The following is a 14,667-nucleotide window of genomic DNA, read 5'->3' as shown; positions in this document are numbered from 1 at the left end:
AATGGCATCAGCTATGGCAGAGGCAGATTAAAATGACGTCAACGCGGGTAGGGGTTCGTGCCCTGGTTATAGGCCGTCCAGTCGGTTATTTCGGGGTAATACATCTCGCGCCACCTTCGCACGCGCGGGTTCATCACGCGTCGCCAGACCCGTGGCATCATCGCCATGACCGTCATCACCGGATAGCCATAGGGCAATTGCGGTGCGGCCTCTTGACCGTAATTTTGCAGCACGGGAAAGCGGCGGTCGGGTTTGTAATGGTGATCCGAATGGCGCTGCAAATTGATCAGCAGCCAGTTAGATGCGCGATAGGCGGCATTCCACGAATGACGGGGGTGTACGTGTTCATATTTCCCGTCGCCCAGATGTTTGCGGGTCAGGCCGTAATGTTCAACGTAATTCACCAGCTCAAGCTGCCAGACGGCGGTGCCAGCCTGTACCGAGAACAGCAATAGACCGACCCAGCCGCCCAATATGACTGCCAAGAACAGGAAAGCGGCCTGCAACGCCCAGTATCTGAAAAACGGGTTACGCCGATCTGTCCAAGGTCTGTCTTTGCGCGCCAGCAACGCCTTTTCGGCGCGGAATGAAGACCGCAAGCTTTGCCGTAGCACGCGCGGGAAAAAACGGTGGAACCCTTCGTTATAAAGGGCCGTTACAGGATCGCGGGGCGTGGCCACATAGCGGTGATGCACCAGCAGATGTTCGGAACGGAAATGCGAATATAGAACCATCGCCAAAAGCGCATCGGCCCAGAAACGTTCAATCTTGTTCTTTTGATGCATCAATTCATGGGCATAGTTTATGCCAACGGTTCCGGTCATGACACCGACGCCAAAGAACACAAAGAACTTTTCCCAACCGCCCAAATGGTCAGCCTGCGGCACGTACCAAAGCAGCCCGAACAGCGTCAGAAATTGCGCGGGCATCCAAAGCAGGGTGATCATGCGGTACCAAAAAAGGTCGTCATCCGTCGCGTCAGGATCGGCGTTATCCAGGTTCAACCCCAGGAGGCTGTCGATGATCGAAAACAGATACCACGTGACAAGCGGCAACAGGATTACAGTCCACCCGCCGACAAAGGCAGTGATCCATACCAAAGGTATCAGCAAAAAGGATAACGCAAAGGGCAGTGCGCGTTTGATCTGGGCCAACTGGGCGGGGCTGATGTCGGGGATTGTCGGGGTCATGCTACTGGGCCTTTAAAATCGCTCTCTTATCCTAACGTATTTGATCACGCCCTGTCACTGTGGCTTGCTGCCGCTACCGGACCAAATCAAACGCCTTACGCATAACCGTTGGCAGGTCGGAGGGGCGGAATTGATCGGGGGCGATGAATTGTGCATTGGGATGCAAGATGTCGTTCGGGTTGGCGGCATACATGACGGTCAGCATCAGATGGAAATGCGTAAAGGTGTGGCGCACCTCGCCGGGCACGATCTGCCAATCTGCGGCGGCGGGCGGGGTGCCTTGCGGACGGGCCTCGCTTGCGTCGATCCAGTCAGAGCCCGGCCACCCTAGCATCCCGCCAAGCAACCCCTTATCGGGACGGGTTTCTAGCAACCACGCGCCATCATTACGCTGGGTTAGATACACGGTGCCGTGGCGGATGGGCTTGGGCTTTTTCGGCGTCTTTTTAGGCAGCTCAGGCGCTGTGCCACGTTGCCGCGCAATACAAGGCGCGCGCCATGGGCATATGCCGCAGGCGGGGGATTTCGGGGTGCATATGGTGGCCCCCAAATCCATCACCGCTTGGGCATAATCGCCGGGGCGGTCTGTTGGGGTCAGCGCAATGGCGCGATCCATCAGCTCGGGCTTTGCCGCAGGCAGCGGCGTGTGAACGTCGTAGATGCGTGCCAACACACGCTCTACGTTGCCATCAAGCACGGCGTGGGGCAGATCAAACGCAATGGATGAAATGGCGGCGGCAGTATAGGGGCCAATGCCCGGCAGCTTAAGAAGCTGAGCGTGATCGGCAGGAAACTGTCCGCCATGATCAGCCACTACCGCGCGTGCACATTTCAGCAGGTTTCGCGCGCGGGCATAATAGCCCAGCCCGGCCCATTCCCCCATCACATCGGCGTCTTGTGCTGCAGCCAGATCAGCAACAGTAGGCCACCGCGCGATAAACCGCTGGAAATAATCCCGTACCGTGGCCACCGTGGTTTGCTGCAGCATCACCTCGCTTAGCCATATGCGATAGGGATCGGGGCGCTGGCCTGCTTTTCGGTCCGCCGGCGCGACGCGCCACGGCATTGTGCGAGCATGAACATCGTACCATTCCAGCAGGATGCGCGGCAGGTCGCTTGTTTCGTTCGTGTCACGCAATCTTTATGGCCTTTGCGGTGGGGATGGGCTGGCGATGTGGCGCAGTATCGTTATGTTGTGGCACATCGCTATAGTGTTAGCCGTTATTCACGAAAGAAAGATAGTCATGCCGCCGCGGCGTTCCAGTACAAAAGGGTTTAAACGCACAGATAGTCTGCTTTCGGCCAAGATCCGTCAGGCCAGCGAAACCCGTGGATTCGCGCAATCGCGGCTATTGACCCAATGGGCCGAGATCGTGGGCGAAGATGTCTCGTCTATCTCGAGGCCGGTCGAGGTCAGCTATGGGCGTGGGGGTATGGGCGCGACGTTGACCTTGCTGACGACAGGCTCGAACGCTCCGATGCTGGAAATGCAAAAGGAACAACTGCGCGCCAAGGTCAACGCGGTGTATGGCTATAATGCAATCGCCCGTGTGCGGGTCACGCAAACGGCGGCGACAGGTTTTGCCGAGGGGCAAGTCGCATTCGAGACAAAACCCAAAAGAACCGCAGGCCAAATGGATGACCCCGTCATTCGCCAACGCGCGACCGAAGCGGTTGGCGCATTGGGCGACGAAAGCCTGCGCGATGCCCTTGCACGTCTGGGCGAGAACATATTGAACAAGACAAAACGCTGACAAAGGAAATCAGATGAAACGCACTTTCCCAATTATTGCGGCTGTGGCTGCTGTTGCCGTAGGCGGCTGGTTTGTATTTAGCGGTACAGACGCAACGAACAGCACCCAGCTTAATCCCATTGCAGGGGCCGCAAATGCACAGTCAGCAGACGCAGCCGATGTCGATACCTCAACAATTCAAGAAATGAGCCTGGGCAACCCGGACTCTGCCGTGCAGATCATCGAATATGCGTCGTTCACATGTCCGCACTGCGCCGCGTTCGATCAAGGACCGTACAAGCAGCTGAAGGCGGATTACATCGACACCAATAAAATCGGCTTTACCTACCGCGAAGTCTATTTTGACCGCTACGGCTTGTGGGCATCCATGGTCGCGCGTTGCGGTGGCGAGGAAAAATTCCACGGCATTGCCGACCTGATCTACAAAGGTCAGTCCGAATGGGTGCGCGCGGGTGAACCCGCTGCCATCGTAGAAGAACTGCGCAAAATTGGCCGCCTTGCAGGGATCGAAAACGATACGCTTGAGGCCTGCTTGCAGGACGGCGAAAAAGCACAAACGCTGGTCGCTTGGTGGGAAGAAAACCAAAAGGCCGACGATATTTCCAGCACGCCAAGCTTTATCATCAACGGTAAGAAATATTCGAATATGCCTTACGCCGAGATGAAAGACATCATCGACGCGGCTTTGGCTGACTGATGGCGGCCCCACTCGAAGGGCTCAAGGTGATTGAGCTGGCGCGGATTCTGGCGGGCCCTTGGGCCGGTCAGACCCTGTCTGATCTGGGCTGCGAAGTCATCAAGGTAGAAAGCCCTGCGGGTGATGACACCCGGCAGTGGGGTCCCCCCTTTATCGAACGGGGCGACGATAAATCGGCGTCCTATTTCCATTCGGCGAACCGGGGCAAGGCCTCGGTCGTCGTTGATCTGACCACGGACGCGGGTCAGGCCAAGATGAAAGAGCTGTTGGCTGATGCCGATATTCTGATCGAGAATTTCAAAACCGGCGGCTTGGCAAAATACGGCATGGACTATGCCAGTCTGTCCGAACAATTTCCCAAACTTATTTATTGTTCGATCACAGGCTTTGGCCAAGACGGCCCCTATGCGCATCGTGCGGGCTATGACTTTATCATCCAAGGGATGTCCGGCCTGATGTCGATCACCGGCGAAGCAGACCGCCAGCCCCAGAAACACGGCATGGCGATCACCGATATCTTCACGGGTATCTACGCGACCACCGCGATCCTTGCGGCGGTGCATCAGCGCAGTCAAACCGGCGTTGGGCAGCATATCGATATGGCATTGCTGGATTGCGCCGTGGCCGTCACTGGCAATCAGGCGATGAACTATCTGACGACGGGTAAGGCCCCGCATCGCATGGGCAACGCGCACCCAAATCTGACGCCGTATGAAGTGTTCGAATCCTCCGATGGTCATCTGATTATCGCGACGGGGAATGATGGTCAGTTCCAACGTCTGTGCCGGATGCTTGGGCTGGATGACATGGCCGTTTCTGTGGCTTACGCCAAGAATGCCGACCGGGTCGCCAACCGGCCCGAGATGATCCGCCGTTTGAACGACGCTACCCGCCAGCGCACCCGCGACGATCTGCTGGCCGCCTGCGAGGATCAGGGCGTGCCTGCGGGGCCGATCAACGACATGGAGGATATGTTCAACGATCCTCAGGTCATCGCACGTGGTATGAAGGTCGAGTTGGACGGCGTGCCCGGTATCAGGTCGCCCTTCGTGTTTTCAGGGGCCGAACTGGCGCTGCATTGCGCGGCGCCCAAGCTAGGCGAAGATGATATTGGCTAGGCCGCGCCGGCGTTTTCTTTAAAAGAAAACGGGTCGGAATTTTTGAAAAATTCCGACTCCCTACGCGGGTTTGGGGAGTGCGTTTAAGGCCTGAATGATCGCGTTGTCGTCGTCCATTTTTAAACGCACCGGCAGGGTGATCACCTTCATCCTAAAGGCCGCAGGCAGGCGCACGGCATCTTTTTCCGTGGTCACCAATTGCGCGCCCCTTGCCGCGGCATCTGCTTCCAGCCGGGTCATCAGCGCGCGCGTTAATGGCTGATGATCATCCAGCGCCTCGGCGTGGACAATGTCGGCACCAAGTGCGCGCAAGGTGGCAAAGAACTTTTCCGGGTGGCCAATTCCGGCGAAGGCTAACGCGCGGGTATCCGACCAATCCATGCCGGTTTGCAACGGTGCCAGTTCCGCCTGCACATGCGGCAGATCAGCGGGCAGCGGCGTGTTTTCAAACGATGCCTGATCCGCTGGCGTGCCAATGGAAAGCAGCACATCGGCCCGTGCCAATCCCGTTTGCACAGGTTCGCGCAGGGGGCCGGCTGGCAGGCACAAACCGTTGCCAAACCCCTTTGCGGCATCGACCACGACGATGCTCAGGTCTTGTTTCAACGCCGGGTTCTGAAACCCATCATCCAGCACAATAACGCTTGCCCCTGCCGCCGCGGCAGCACGTGCACCCGCCGCGCGGTCACGGGCGACCCAGACATCGGCAAAGGCGGCCAGCAGCAGCGGTTCATCCCCGACTTGGGCCGCAGTATGTTTTGACGGATCCACCAAAAGCGGCCCTTTTTCAGTGCCGCCAAAGCCGCGCGATACAACATGCGGGGTGTGGTAGATATTGCGCAGATGTTCGACCACGGCCATCACGGTCGGGGTCTTGCCCGTGCCACCTGCGTTGATGTTACCAACGCAAACCACGGGAATATCCAGCTGCACAGGCGACCCGTTCGCCAGACGTCGCGCAGTGGCCTTGGCATATAAGGCACCAAGGGGCTGCAACAGGCGGGCACGCCAGTCGGGTTTGGGCTGATGCCAAAAGGACGGCGCGCGTTTCATCTATGGGCCTCTTGCTGGTCTAGGGTTTCTTGGACCAGGTCGATCACCTTGTCGGTCAGGGCCGCGCCCCGGCTGATCACGTCCCACCCGGCATGCGCCATAACCGCCGCCTGGTCAGGTGCGATCAAACGGCTGACGGCGGTCGCAAGGGCCGTTGCATCATTTACGATCCGCGCTGCGCCTTCTGCTGCAAGGCGGGTGTAAGACGGCAAGAAACGCCGTACTTTCGGGCCGTAAAGCACCGCTGATCCAAGCGCTGCAGCCTCGAACGGATCACAGCCGCCGGGACCGCTGTGCAGGGAACTGCCCAGAAAAGACACCGGTGCCAAACGATAGAACAGCCCGATTTCAGACGGATCATCTGCAAGCATGATTTGGGTGGAGCTGTCCGGATACCCCGCATCCCCCCATCTGAACACCCGGAACCCTTGTTCGGTCATGGTCTTGGCAAAATTGTCGGCCTGAGCAGGATCAGCGGGCATCACAATCAGCAGCAATCTGTGGGACAAGCGCAACGCCTGCCGGTGTGCCCGTAGGACGGTGGCAAGCTCGTCTTCTAATATCTGATTGGCAAACCAAACGGGTCGCCCGACCAATGCGGCGGACAGATCCGCCATGTCGGAATCGATACAAGGAAGCGCCTGCCCCCCCGGCTGAAGCGCAGAGGTCATTTCGATATGATCGCGCGAAAGGCCAAGGCGGATCAGGCGGGTGAACCCAGCCTCGGACCGCGCGAAGATTGCCGAGAAATGCGAGAGCAGATCGAAGGTGAGATCGCCCATCCACCTGTCACGCCGCCCGTCGAAGCCGCCGCTGTCGGCATCAATCAGAAATAACGGGCAGTTTCTTTGGGCCGCCGCCAGAACAAGGTTTGGGCGCAGTTCGCCCCAAGCCCAGATACATGCATTGGGTTGCCAGTGGTCCATAAACGCCGCGACGGACGCAGGGTGGTCATCTGGCAAAACATCAATGATCACGTCCGCATGTGGGGATGCCGAACGTTCGGCCCCGGCAATACCTTTGGGCAGGGTGATCAAGACACGCAGGCCAGACCGGCTGCGGCACAAGCGTGTGGCTAGGTCTTGAATGGCAAGCAAGCTGCCGGGTTCGGGCGCGTGGCACCACACCAGTTCATCATCCGGACGATCCGCCACAGGGGTGAACGGCGACGGGGAACCCCGCCCGGAATAGGCGCGATACGCTGCCAGCCCAAGCGACCGCGCCATAAGGGGTTAGCCCAGTTCTTCGGTCGAGGATGCTGCGGCTTCTTCGTCGCGCAGGCGGTGCAGATGCGCGATGAAATAACGCATATGCGCGTTGTCGACTGTGCGCTGCGCCTCGTTTTTCCAAGCGTCATAGGCGCTGGCATAGTTCGGGAAAATGCCGACCACGTGAATGTCATCTACATTTTTAAACGCTGTTCCGGTGGGTGATACCAGTTCTCCGCCAAAGACGAGGTGTAGGCGTTGGGTCATAGTGCAGTCCTTTGTTCTCGGATGAATGCCGATGCCGTTATCTAAGGCAATGGGTCACGTCTGGGCAAGGCTGGCAAGCAAATCCGCATGGATCGATGTACCGGCCGCCAATACGCCATTTAGTCGTGGATCAGGGTTGTTAAACCGTAAAGATGCCCCGGATTTGTCGGTGCACTGCCCGCCTGCCTCGGTCACGATCAACGCGCCGGCGGCAATGTCCCATTCCCAGCTTTTGCGCAATGTGACCATACCATCGAACCGCCCTTGCCCCACAAGACCAAGGCGGTAGGCCAGTGACGGACGATGCGCGCGTTTAAAACCGGGATCGCCTGCTATCCAGTGTTGTTCGGCCATGACGGGTTTTGTGGCAAGTATCGTCGCGTTCTCAAGGCCTTGGGTCTGGGAGGCGACAATTGGTTGAGTGTTCAGCGTGGCACCGCCGCCCAGTGACGCTGCATAAAGCCGGTCGAGCTTGGGCAGGAACACCACAGCGGCAGTGATTTTGCCGTTCCGCGCGATGGCAAGGGAATGCGACCAAGTATCGGCCCCCTCGATAAAGCTGCGTGTGCCGTCAATCGGATCGACAATAAACACATGGGATTGATCCAGCCGCCCTGCGCCATCTTCGCTTTCCTCGGACAGCCACCCATAGTCGGGGCGGGCCGCCGTCAGCGTTTCATGCATCATTGCATTCACCGCCAGATCGGCCTCGGTCACGGGGCCTGCGTCGTCGGGCTTGTCCCAGCGTTGCGCCGTTTTCCCGGCAAAGGATGTGGCGATCTGCCCGGCCTTGCGGGCGCAATCGATCAAAAGGTCAAGATCACGCACCGGCAAGGGTCATTCCCGGAACCAGAAGCGATGGCACAACGCGGCTAAGATGCGTGCGCGCGTCATTCGCGGGGATAATGCTGCCTAGCATGTCACGCAAATTGCCCGCGATGGTGCATTCGTTGATCGCATGGGTAATTTCGCCATTCTCGACCCACAGACCGGACGCGCCGCGCGAATAATCACCGGTATTGGGGTTGATCGTCGATCCGATCATCGAGGTAACGAGCAGCCCGGTTCCCATCTGTTTGATCAGGTCGTCGCGTGTCGCATCGCCTTGGGTCAGTTCAATGTTCCATACAGCGGGGCTGGGGTTTGATCCGGGGCCGCGTGCGGCATTCCCGGTCGGGGCCATGCCCAGCTTGCGGGCCGTCGCCAGATCAAGGGTCCAGCCTTTCAAGGTGCCGTTTTCAACGATGACGCGCCGATTTGTGGGCAACCCTTCACCATCAAAGGGGCGCGATCCTGATGTGCGGGGGCGGTGCGGGTTTTCGATAATCGAAAGACCGTCAGGCAACACCTGTTCGCCCATCGCATCCCGCAACCACGACGCACCGCGCGCGATGGCGGACCCGTTGATCGCGGCCAATAGATGCCCGATCAGGGTCGAGGAAATGCGTTCGTCAAACAAAACCGGATAGGCACCTGTCGGCGGTTTGCGTGCGTCCATCCGTTCGAGGGTACGCTGCGCTGCCAAGGTGCCGATATCTTCGGGGCTGCGCAGATCGGCCTGAAAAATCCGGCTGTCACCATCATAATCGCGCTCCATCGCGGTGCCGCTGCCTGCAATCGCGACGCAGGACAGGCCCCGATCCGTGCGGGTATACCCGCCCTCAAAACCATTGCTGGCAGCCAGATAGACCTGTTGTTCACCATAGGCCGCGCTTGCCGATTGTATTTGCGAGATACCTTTGACGGCCAAACCAGCCGCTTCGGCCCGTGCGGCGTCATCTTGCAATGTCTGCGGCGATGGTTCGGGGGTCGGGTCGGACAGTTCTAACACGTCAATGTCCCAATTTGTGGACAATTGATCAGGGTCAGCCAGACCGGAATAGGGGTCTTCGGGGGCCTCTTTCGCCATTGCGACGGCGCGGGTGGCCATTTCGTCGATCGTGCGGGCGGATGTGTCGGAGGCGGACACATTCGCCGACCGCTTGCCCACGAAAACACGCAGGCCGATATCGACGCCTTCGGACCGTTCTGCCTGCTCCAGCGCGCCGCCGCGCACGTCGACACTGACTGATGTGCCGCGCACGGCCATGGCGTCAGCGCTGTCAGCGCCAGCGTTTTTAGCGGCGTGCAAGAGCGCTTTGGTCAGCGCATCAATGGATTGCGACATGTGGATGTTCCTTGAGCTTTCAAAGCGTAGCTAGCGGCCCCGGTCCCCATCTGCAAGGGAGCGGGGCGCGCAGCAGGGGCAGAGCGGTCTATTTGATGCGTTGGCCATTCGCCAGAATTGCGCCGGACCGGGTGAATTCGATTTTCGTTTCAAGCGTGTCATCCCCATCGCCGGGTACAGCAAACATCGCCATGACCATACGCGCGCCCATTGCGGTTTGCGCGGGCAGCAGCCCTGACTCCACCAGTGTGTTCAAAAGGGTGTTCCCGCCAACCAGCTTGAAATCGACCGCCCCCGAGGGCTTTGGGCTGCTGTCCTGCGCCGTGGGGCCCGCGTTTTCAAAGGTCGCCGCGCCAAAGCCTGTCAATCGCGCGCCAAGGGCCTCGATGATCAGCGAATTCAGCTTAACGCTTTCCGGTTGGGCGGGCATCTCCATGCTACCAGCCAGTTGTCCGGCGTTTTGCATATCCAGATAATCGGCCAACATGGTCGCGGTTCCCGTCAAATCCAGCGCGACAGAGGCGGGATCACGTGGCAAGGTGCCTTGGGGGTTCAACATCCCCCAGACCATGTCCGACATCGTGAAATCGGTCAGGTTCAGGCCCAATGCAAACTGCTGCGGTGTCTCTGACTTCATCACAGGCGCGCTTAGGTTAAAGGCGGCATTTTCCATCGCAAAGGACAATGGAAACGGAAATTCAGTCGACTGAACCGATACCGTCATGCCTTCGCGGGTGCCGGCATAGCTGATCCCCTCGGCGCTGGTTTCAAAGGTTAGCGTCCCGTTTTCGGCGGCGGCCGCCACGGCCATGTCCCCGCTATTCGGGTCCGTGATGTTCAGGGTCGTGTTGCTGTTGCCCGCCGTTATCGTGCCCACAACATCCATACCCGCCCGCAACAGCCCTGCCATATCGCTGACCTGCGCCAGTGCCAGCGGTAAAACGCCGTTGGTTCTAAGGGTTACGTCCGCGGACGTGCCTTGCGCCATGGCGGTCGCGGGTTCGTCAGGGTTCTTGAACTTCAGGTCATAGGTCACAGAACCGACCGTCGCAGTCTGCGCGTAATCGCGCATCGCGCCCAATGTGCTGTCTGTCCTGCTGTTAACATTCTGCATCGCCATGCTCAGTTGGAGAGTATCCGCGTCCAGCGTGTCATCCCCCACCGTCAGTTGACCCAGCTCCAGCTCCACAGTGCCAGCGGAAAAGGCGCTTGTCATATTGGCTGGCGTGCCACTGACCGTCATTTCGTGGTTCGACAGGTTGAGGGTGAGCATCATGTTGACGCGCTCAGCGCCTGCATTTTTGGGTGTGACTGCAAAGGATAGCGGCATCGTGGCGGGCAGCAACACGGCGACACTACCGTCATTTTTCTGTTCAAAGGTGATGCTCCCTAGGGACACCGATACCTGCCCTTGTTCATCCTGATTGACCGGTTCCATTCGCATGTCGCTGACGGTCAGCGTGTCGCCGCTCGTGCTTTCCTTGGCGGTCAGCAGGTATCCCATACCTTGCACGTGGCTGCGCCAGTCCTGCCATACGTCATTGGGGGTGATATCTGCCGATGCGATTTGTACGGTCGACAAAAGGGCAAAGGCGGAGCCGCCCAGAATGGTGTTAAATCGGATCATCGTGAAAATTCCTTTGTCGAATGCGTACCGGCACCGGTTAACCTGCGCCTCATAGATAATTGGCATTGGCCACCATACAAGGCAAAGCAGCTTTTGGCCAAGGTTGGGCTTTGGGCTGGTATCGGTTTATGCAGGTGCTAAGTATCGACTAAATACATTTGATTGGTAAATTTACGAGCCGTAAAACGCTGAGATATGGGAGTATCGACATGGAAATGACAGGCAAGACAGTGATGATCACGGGCGCAAGCCGTGGCATTGGTGCAGAAGCTGCACGTAGTTTCGCCAAAGCGGGGGCGAATGTTGTTCTGCTGGCCCGGTCTCAAGACGCCATCGCGGATCTCGCGGGCGAGATTGGCCATCAGGCCATTGCGATCCCTTGCAACGTTGCCCGCTTTGGCGAAATGGCATCGGCCGTTGATAAAACGGTGCAGGCGTTCGGCCGTCTTGATGTGCTGATCAACAATGCCGGTGTGATTGATCCGATTGCGCATCTGGCCAGTTCTGACCCCGACCAATGGGGGCAAGCCATCGATATCAACCTCAAGGGCGTTTATAATGGGATGCGCGCGGCGTTGCCTGTGATGAAAGACGCCGGTGGCGGTACGATTTTGACCGTAAGTTCAGGTGCTGCACATAGCGCGATCGAGGCATGGAGCGCCTATTGCGCGTCGAAAGCTGCGGTGAATATGCTGGGCCGATCCGCCCATCTTGAGGAAAGCGCCAATGGCATTCGTGTCATCGGTTTGTCGCCCGGCACCGTCGCCACCCAAATGCAACGCGAGATCAAGGCAAGCGGCATCAACCCCGTGAGCGAACTGGCGTGGGAAGATCACATTCCTGCCGATTGGCCTGCGCGTGCGCTGCTTTGGATGTGCAGCCCCGCCGCAGATCGTTTCTGTGGCGAGGAAATATCCCTGCGTGACGAGAACCTGCGCAAAGAGATCGGGCTGATATGATCGATTTTTCCCGCGAGGGTGAAATCTGGACGGCAACACTGATCCGACCCGAAAAGGCCAATTCCCTGACCCATGACATGCTTGTGTCACTGGCCGAGTTTATGGAGGACGCACAGGCTGCACGGGCCGTGATCCTGACCGGCCAAGGCAAGGTTTTTAGCGCCGGTGCCGATCTGGACGAAGCCCGGGCGGGTCTTGCAACATCCGATATCTGGGAACGGCTGTCGGGGGCCATTGCAGCGCTGCCGGGGCTGAGCATCTGCGCGATGAACGGCACGTTGGCTGGCGGTGCGATGGGGATGGCGCTGGCGAGTGATCTGCGCATTGCAGTGCCCAAGGCCAAGTTTTTCTATCCGGTGATGAAACTGGGGTTTTTGCCGCAGCCCAGTGACCCCGGGCGCATGGCGGCGCTCATCGGGCCGGCGCGGACCAAGCTGATTTTGATGGGTGGCCAAAAGATCACCGCAGAGGATGCTTTGACGTTTGGGCTGATCGACCGGATTGTTGAGCCAGAAGACCTGTTAGAGACGGCCCAACAGATCGCGGCTGACACGGTTGCCGCAGCGCCCGAGATCGCGGCGGGCATCAAAGCAATGTGCGCACCGCAGCCCGGATCGTCAGACAGCTAGGGGTATTGCCCGTCAGATGAACGGGACGAAGGGCACGCCACATGCACTTAGCGCGGTCAGGGTCGTCAGAATAATGAAAAGTCGCATTCGGGTGCTCCTGCTTGGGTTCATTTAACCACATCATCGTGCAATCGGCCTTCACTCGGGTTAAGGCAAGTCTTTAGTTCCGTATTTTCCGCAAAGGTATCCCTATGACCACTGTAGCACAGACACAAAAGCAGGCTGTCGTGATTGGCGCGGGGCCTGCCGGGCTGATGGCAGCTGAAATGCTGTCAGACGCAGGTATGTCGGTCACGGTGTGCGATCACAAACCGTCGGTCGGGCGCAAATTTCTGATGGCGGGAAAATCCGGGCTGAACCTGACCAAGGTCGAACCCAGTGGTACTTTTATGAACGCTTTCACCAATGCCAAAGACCCGCTGATGCCGATCATATCAGCGTTTGACGGCGACGCCGTTCAGGCATGGGCCACGGGGCTGGGGCAAGAGGTATTCACAGGATCAACGGGCCGCGTTTTCCCAACGGTGATGAAGGCGTCACCGCTGTTGCGGGCGTGGCTTGTGCGCCTGTCCGAGGCCGGTGTTCAGCTCAACACGCGCTGGCGCTGGACCGGGTGGGACGACAGCAAGCTGGTGTTCGATACACCCGAGGGCATCCAGATGCTGCAGCCCGATGTCACTGTTTTAGCCATGGGCGGTGCCAGCTGGGCGCGGCTTGGGTCAACCGGTGAATGGGCCAAGGTTCTGGCCAGCGATACCCCCTTTACCCCCTTTGCGCCTGCTAACGCTGGCATCGCGATGGAATGGTCGTCGCATATGGAGCCGCATTTTGGCACCGCGCTCAAGGGCATCGCGCTTAAGTCTGGCACGCACCGTTCGCGGGGCGAGGCGATGATTTCGCGTGACGGGTTCGAGGGCGGCGGCGTCTATACTGTGTCGCGCGGTGTGCGCGAGGGGCATCCGCTGATGCTGGACCTGCTGCCCGATCAATCGGTCGAGGCGTTGACCGCAAAGCTGGACCAACCGCGCGGCAAGATGAGCACGGCAAATTTCATGCGCAAAGCACTCAAGCTTGATCCGGTAAAAATTGCCGTATTGCAGGAAATGGCACGGCCCTTGCCACAAGATAACAAGACGCTGGCCAAACTTCTTAAGGCGCTGCCGGTCAAACATGACGGATTGCGCCCGATGGATCAGGCGATTTCGACGGCGGGTGGGGTGAAATTCGACGCCGTAGATGATGCGCTGATGCTGCGCAATCGTCCCGGCGTTTTCGTCGCGGGCGAAATGCTTGATTGGGAAGCACCGACAGGCGGATATCTTATTTCGGCCTGCCTTGCGACAGGCCGTTGGGCGGGGCAACATGCCGCCGCCTGGGCGCAAAAGGGCTAGCCTTCTTTCGTTGCCGCAGCCTTGAACGCGGGGCGGTCGCGCATGGATTTCGCCCAAGCACCCAGTTTGTCATCCACGCGGTCGAACCCCGCGCCGATGGACCAGTTGATGCAATGCGTGGCCAGCAGATCGGGCACGCTGATCTCATCACCCATCAAAAACGGGCCTTCCAGCCGCTCTGACAATACCTTGGCAGAACGTGCGAATTCGGCTTTCAGGCTGGGCTTGATCTCGGGAACACGTTGTTCTTCTGGAAAGACAAAGCTGTGCTTGGCCGCGGCCCACAGGATCGCGTCCATCTCGTCAATCAGCCACAAGGTCATGGCATCCTGACGCGCGCGGGCAGGTGTGCCGGCGGGGGCGGTCAGCTTGCCGTGTTTGTCGGCCAGATACTGCATGATCGCCACGGAATCTGTCAGAACATCATCGCCATCAACCAATGCAGGGATTTTGCCAGACGGGTTGTATTTCTTTGCCTCGTCCGACCGTGGTCCACAGACGACGTGTTCGTAAGGTTGGCCCAGTTCTTCCAGCATCCACATGACGCGCAGCGCGCGCGATTTGGTGGCTCCGATGACTTTGTACATTTACGTGTCCCTCCCAAGAC

The 14,667-nt window shown here is 58.7% G+C and carries 15 protein-coding genes; 6 read left to right on the top strand and 9 right to left on the bottom strand.

Annotated features, from left to right (window positions below; translation table 11 throughout):
• Positions 1-38 precede the first annotated feature (38 nt).
• Positions 39-1,190, bottom strand: coding sequence for an alkane 1-monooxygenase (locus tag AADJ11_RS00575; RefSeq protein ID WP_341232620.1), 1,152 nt, complete (start codon positions 1,188-1,190; stop codon positions 39-41).
• 73 nt (positions 1,191-1,263) lie between these two features.
• On the bottom strand, positions 1,264-2,328 hold the full coding sequence (gene mutY, locus AADJ11_RS00570) for an A/G-specific adenine glycosylase (RefSeq protein ID WP_341232619.1): 1,065 nt from the start codon (positions 2,326-2,328) through the stop codon (positions 1,264-1,266).
• 106 nt (positions 2,329-2,434) lie between these two features.
• On the opposite strand from mutY, the gene AADJ11_RS00565 reads away from it, so the two are divergent.
• The 3 genes from AADJ11_RS00565 to AADJ11_RS00555 are packed head-to-tail and all read left to right on the top strand — an operon-like array spanning position 2,435 to position 4,759.
• The gene (locus tag AADJ11_RS00565) at positions 2,435-2,944 is read left to right on the top strand and encodes a DciA family protein (protein WP_341232618.1); all 510 of its coding nucleotides are present in this window, start codon (positions 2,435-2,437) and stop codon (positions 2,942-2,944) included.
• Positions 2,945-2,957: 13 nt separating this feature from the next.
• Complete coding sequence (locus tag AADJ11_RS00560; RefSeq protein ID WP_341232617.1) at positions 2,958-3,641, top strand: DsbA family protein; 684 nt, start codon at positions 2,958-2,960, stop codon at positions 3,639-3,641.
• Positions 3,641-4,759 carry a CaiB/BaiF CoA-transferase family protein gene (locus AADJ11_RS00555; protein ID WP_341232616.1) on the top strand — a complete coding sequence of 373 codons (1,119 nt, stop codon included), beginning with the start codon at positions 3,641-3,643 and terminating at the stop codon, positions 4,757-4,759. Before AADJ11_RS00560 ends, AADJ11_RS00555 begins: the two co-directional genes overlap by 1 nt.
• A gap of 60 nt (positions 4,760-4,819) precedes the next feature.
• Here AADJ11_RS00555 and lpxK read toward each other — a convergent pair whose 3' ends face one another.
• From lpxK to AADJ11_RS00525, 6 genes are all read right to left on the bottom strand, one after another.
• Positions 4,820-5,812, bottom strand: coding sequence for a tetraacyldisaccharide 4'-kinase (gene lpxK, locus AADJ11_RS00550; RefSeq protein ID WP_341232615.1), 993 nt, complete (start codon positions 5,810-5,812; stop codon positions 4,820-4,822).
• A complete protein-coding gene (locus AADJ11_RS00545; protein ID WP_341232614.1) occupies positions 5,809-7,038 on the bottom strand; it encodes a glycosyltransferase N-terminal domain-containing protein in 1,230 nt (409 codons plus the stop codon). Before AADJ11_RS00545 ends, lpxK begins: the two co-directional genes overlap by 4 nt.
• A 6-nt stretch (positions 7,039-7,044) precedes the next feature.
• Positions 7,045-7,287, bottom strand: coding sequence for a DUF4170 domain-containing protein (locus AADJ11_RS00540; protein ID WP_037228020.1), 243 nt, complete (start codon positions 7,285-7,287; stop codon positions 7,045-7,047).
• Between the two features lie 54 nt (positions 7,288-7,341).
• Positions 7,342-8,121: a 3'(2'),5'-bisphosphate nucleotidase CysQ gene (locus AADJ11_RS00535; protein ID WP_341232613.1), complete on the bottom strand. Its 780-nt coding sequence runs from the start codon at positions 8,119-8,121 to the stop codon at positions 7,342-7,344.
• Positions 8,108-9,454 (bottom strand): TldD/PmbA family protein, encoded by a 1,347-nt coding sequence (locus AADJ11_RS00530; RefSeq protein ID WP_341232612.1) that lies wholly within the window; start codon positions 9,452-9,454, stop codon positions 8,108-8,110. The genes AADJ11_RS00535 and AADJ11_RS00530 overlap by 14 nt, the downstream gene beginning before the upstream one ends.
• Before the next feature lie 88 nt (positions 9,455-9,542).
• Positions 9,543-11,081 carry a DUF2125 domain-containing protein gene (locus AADJ11_RS00525; protein ID WP_341232611.1) on the bottom strand — a complete coding sequence of 513 codons (1,539 nt, stop codon included), beginning with the start codon at positions 11,079-11,081 and terminating at the stop codon, positions 9,543-9,545.
• A 209-nt stretch (positions 11,082-11,290) separates the two neighbouring features.
• On the opposite strand from AADJ11_RS00525, the gene AADJ11_RS00520 reads away from it, so the two are divergent.
• The 3 genes from AADJ11_RS00520 (at position 11,291) to AADJ11_RS00510 (ending at position 14,060) form a co-directional block, all read left to right on the top strand.
• Positions 11,291-12,040 carry an SDR family oxidoreductase gene (locus tag AADJ11_RS00520; RefSeq protein ID WP_341232610.1) on the top strand — a complete coding sequence of 250 codons (750 nt, stop codon included), beginning with the start codon at positions 11,291-11,293 and terminating at the stop codon, positions 12,038-12,040.
• Positions 12,037-12,669, top strand: a complete 633-nt coding sequence (locus AADJ11_RS00515; RefSeq protein ID WP_341232609.1) for an enoyl-CoA hydratase/isomerase family protein — start codon at positions 12,037-12,039, stop codon at positions 12,667-12,669. The genes AADJ11_RS00520 and AADJ11_RS00515 overlap by 4 nt, the downstream gene beginning before the upstream one ends.
• 191 nt (positions 12,670-12,860) lie before the next feature.
• Positions 12,861-14,060: a TIGR03862 family flavoprotein gene (locus tag AADJ11_RS00510; protein ID WP_341232608.1), complete on the top strand. Its 1,200-nt coding sequence runs from the start codon at positions 12,861-12,863 to the stop codon at positions 14,058-14,060.
• Here the strand turns inward: AADJ11_RS00510 and AADJ11_RS00505 are convergent.
• Entirely contained in the window at positions 14,057-14,647 is a 591-nt protein-coding gene (locus AADJ11_RS00505) for a glutathione S-transferase family protein (RefSeq protein WP_341232607.1), read from the bottom strand. The genes AADJ11_RS00510 and AADJ11_RS00505 overlap by 4 nt on opposite strands.
• Positions 14,648-14,667 lie beyond the last annotated feature (20 nt).

This window comes from uncultured Sulfitobacter sp., from assembly GCF_964021855.1.
In the GTDB taxonomy this organism is placed as follows: Bacteria; Pseudomonadota; Alphaproteobacteria; order Rhodobacterales; family Rhodobacteraceae; genus Sulfitobacter.
Note: the sequence above shows the minus strand (reverse complement) of the source record. Positions and strands in the feature narration are given on the sequence as shown.

Bases quoted from the DNA above. Each gene is read 5' to 3' on its own strand.
- AADJ11_RS00575 (WP_341232620.1), bottom strand. From the start codon at position 1,190: ATGACCCCGACAATCCCCGACATCAGCCCCGCCCAGTTGGCCCAGATC.
- AADJ11_RS00565 (WP_341232618.1), top strand. From the start codon at position 2,435: ATGCCGCCGCGGCGTTCCAGTACAAAAGGGTTTAAACGCACAGATAGT.
- AADJ11_RS00560 (WP_341232617.1), top strand. From the start codon at position 2,958: ATGAAACGCACTTTCCCAATTATTGCGGCTGTGGCTGCTGTTGCCGTA.
- AADJ11_RS00555 (WP_341232616.1), top strand. From the start codon at position 3,641: ATGGCGGCCCCACTCGAAGGGCTCAAGGTGATTGAGCTGGCGCGGATT.
- lpxK (WP_341232615.1), bottom strand. From the start codon at position 5,812: ATGAAACGCGCGCCGTCCTTTTGGCATCAGCCCAAACCCGACTGGCGT.
- AADJ11_RS00545 (WP_341232614.1), bottom strand. From the start codon at position 7,038: ATGGCGCGGTCGCTTGGGCTGGCAGCGTATCGCGCCTATTCCGGGCGG.
- AADJ11_RS00540 (WP_037228020.1), bottom strand. From the start codon at position 7,287: ATGACCCAACGCCTACACCTCGTCTTTGGCGGAGAACTGGTATCACCC.
- AADJ11_RS00530 (WP_341232612.1), bottom strand. From the start codon at position 9,454: ATGTCGCAATCCATTGATGCGCTGACCAAAGCGCTCTTGCACGCCGCT.
- AADJ11_RS00525 (WP_341232611.1), bottom strand. From the start codon at position 11,081: ATGATCCGATTTAACACCATTCTGGGCGGCTCCGCCTTTGCCCTTTTG.
- AADJ11_RS00520 (WP_341232610.1), top strand. From the start codon at position 11,291: ATGGAAATGACAGGCAAGACAGTGATGATCACGGGCGCAAGCCGTGGC.
- AADJ11_RS00515 (WP_341232609.1), top strand. From the start codon at position 12,037: ATGATCGATTTTTCCCGCGAGGGTGAAATCTGGACGGCAACACTGATC.
- AADJ11_RS00510 (WP_341232608.1), top strand. From the start codon at position 12,861: ATGACCACTGTAGCACAGACACAAAAGCAGGCTGTCGTGATTGGCGCG.
- AADJ11_RS00505 (WP_341232607.1), bottom strand. From the start codon at position 14,647: ATGTACAAAGTCATCGGAGCCACCAAATCGCGCGCGCTGCGCGTCATG.